This window comes from Arthrobacter flavus (genome assembly GCF_039526005.1).
Taxonomy (GTDB): domain Bacteria; phylum Actinomycetota; class Actinomycetes; order Actinomycetales; family Micrococcaceae; genus Arthrobacter_D; species Arthrobacter_D flavus.
Window position 1 is genome coordinate 1 of the sequence record NZ_BAAAIJ010000064.1, and the last position, 2,448, is coordinate 2,448.

Below are 2,448 nucleotides of genomic sequence, written 5' to 3' on the forward strand. Positions count from 1 at the left end.
TCGCGGCGCGCTTGAGGATTTCATTCGCCCTCCGCAGTTCACGGTTCTCCTGCTCAAGCTCACGCACCCGCCTGGCCTCCGAGGTACTCACCCCGGGGCTCTGGCCATCATCAACATCCGCTTGCCGCACCCACGCCCGGACCGACTCAGTCCCGTAGCCCAGCTGCGACGCGGCCCGATACACCGTTCCATGCTCGGTCCCCAGCTCCGCCCGCAAGGTCCGCACCATCCGCACCGCTGCGGCTTTCTCATCCGGCGAATACCGACGCGCCCTCGACTTCCCAGATCCCTAACTCGTTGCCATGACTCTATTCTCGTTTCCAAAATCAGGAGTCTCCAACAAACCCAGGGCGTTCACACGGCGCAGTTGCCTCAAGTGCGCGCCAGCGTTCCCTCATGGTCGATCGCTTCGTTCTCGTTCTCGTTCTCGTTCTGGACAACGTTCTGACCTTGGTTCCACGCCTTCGTGGAATCGGTAAACATAACGGCGACCCTCCCATAAATTGGTGGGTATCCGGAAACGAGCATCTTCCCAGCGATCCCTCAGCGAGATGCGGATAGAGACTTGCTTGGCGGCTCGCAAGAGCTCCTTGACGCAGGTCTAAAAGCGGGAGATCGCTTCTTCCAGCATCCGGTGTCCCTGTGTTTCAAACTCAACATCACCTACCAAAAAGGCCCATACCGCGGTGCCGATGGCCTCACGCAGCAAATCCATCAGCCAGACATGATCGTCACGTGGGTCCGCGCCGTAGCCGTTCAAGAATGCGGCCTCTAACTTGGGGACTTCCATCCACTGCTGTGTGGCAAGCCGACAGAAGTCCGTAGCTGGTGGCCGGAAGTCGAACCGGCCGAAGTCAATAATTCGCACCCATTCTTGTTCAATCAACCAGTTTCGCGGCTGCCAGTCGCCGTGTGTCGGCACGACAACGATCGACGCCGGACGGTACGCACTGAGGACCAGCCTCGCTTCGGCCTCTACCGCCGGGGCGATTCTGTGCTTCCGATCTAGCCAAGCGTTTGCCCTCTCTGTCGCGCGGATTTCGTACTCGTCATCCAAGCGTGGATGCTGGTCGTGGAACGCCCGGAGGACGGAACCTGCCTGCTCGTGAACGTCCAAAGCGAACTCATGAGACGTTCCCTCGACCAGCGTGCCGGGTTGATACCTAGATATCAGTATGTTCGCGGCTCGATCGGCAGCTACGAGTTGCCCAGTCCGAGCAAGTCTGACCAGTGGCTCGGTATAGGTTTCGTGTGCCGTGATTTCTCGCCCGATGTGATGGTTGGTCAGTGGCGCAGCCTTCACTACGAAGTCCCGGTCGCCAACACGCACATGAAGAACCTTCGTGTCTACGAGCTCCCAAGACAAGTCCTCGATCACCACAGGCGCTCCAAGCAGCCGCGCGACGTACTCCGATTGCCTTCTATCCAGAAGTTCCAAATCCCAGCTGGTCATCGAAACAGCCTATGCGACGGTGTCCGCAAGCCGGTCGATCACCGGGCGCTGCTGGCCCGGCCAGGGCCCTGAGCCTGCGCGGTTGTGGGCGGACCAGATACCCCGCCCGATGTGAATGCCCCCGCAAAGCTCCTCATCTGCAACACAATCGCCACTCTCCTATCCCTAGGGTCAACACACCAGGACGAAACACAACCTCTTCTCCGCCACCACTGCTCCTGTTATGTCTTGCTACCTGTCTCGTAAGCAGGGGTCCCAATCAGCGACAACAGCGTTGGTTGCAAGACACCTGATGGAGAATTTGGTGCGAGGAGCGGCATGAGCAAACTGATTAGGTATGCGAGAGTCTCAACCCGGGCCCAGGACACCAATCGGCAGGTCGCAGACCTTCTTGCCGCCTGCGTTCGTCGCGATGACCTTTACCTCGATCACGGAGTCAGCGGAGTTGACGCCCGCCGCCCCCAGTTCGATAGAGCGCTCGCAGCGGGACACCCGGGTGACACCCGGGTGACACCCTGATCGTGACTACGCTTGATCGGCTGGGACGATCGACATCGAACATGCTCGCCCTTGCCGACGAGCTAAAGGCACGGAAGGTGAACCTTCGGGTATTAAATCTCGGCGGCGGGAACGTCGACACAGGCACACCCATGGGCCCCGTGGTCTTCACCGTTATGGCAGCCCTGGCCCAGATGGAGTTAGAGATCAAACGCGAACGCGTCAACGATTCCAACGCCAAACGCCGAGACGCCGGCCTCGACCTCGGCGGCCGACGCTCAATCTTTTCCGACAGCCAGATCGCCAATGCCCGAAGACTCATCGAATGGGTCGCCTCCAATCAGCTGAACCGCTGTAGTTGCCGGCAGCCTCTAATCCGACCATTGACCGCGGGGATGGGCGTGGCATACTGTCAGTGGTTGGGCCCCCGTTAGCAGTCCAGCGTCTATGCGATAGCTGATTGGTTTTCTTGCGTCCAGTTTTCCCAGTAGCGGTTG

General features: G+C 59.6%; 1 protein-coding gene and 2 pseudogenes. 1 reads left to right on the top strand and 2 read right to left on the bottom strand.

Annotation, left to right across the window (positions count from 1 at the left end; translation table 11 throughout):
* Both ABD059_RS17580 and ABD059_RS17585 read right to left on the bottom strand, forming a co-directional pair.
* Nucleotides 1-283: pseudogene (locus tag ABD059_RS17580) on the bottom strand (transposase); the annotation flags it as partial.
* Between the two features lie 318 nt (nucleotides 284-601).
* Complete coding sequence (locus tag ABD059_RS17585) at nucleotides 602-1,453, bottom strand: phosphotransferase family protein (protein WP_343882439.1); 852 nt, start codon at nucleotides 1,451-1,453, stop codon at nucleotides 602-604.
* Between the two features lie 318 nt (nucleotides 1,454-1,771).
* Here ABD059_RS17585 and ABD059_RS17590 point away from each other — a divergent pair.
* Nucleotides 1,772-2,277, top strand: a pseudogene (locus ABD059_RS17590) (recombinase family protein); the annotation flags it as partial.
* Between the last annotated feature and the right edge of the window lie 171 nt (nucleotides 2,278-2,448).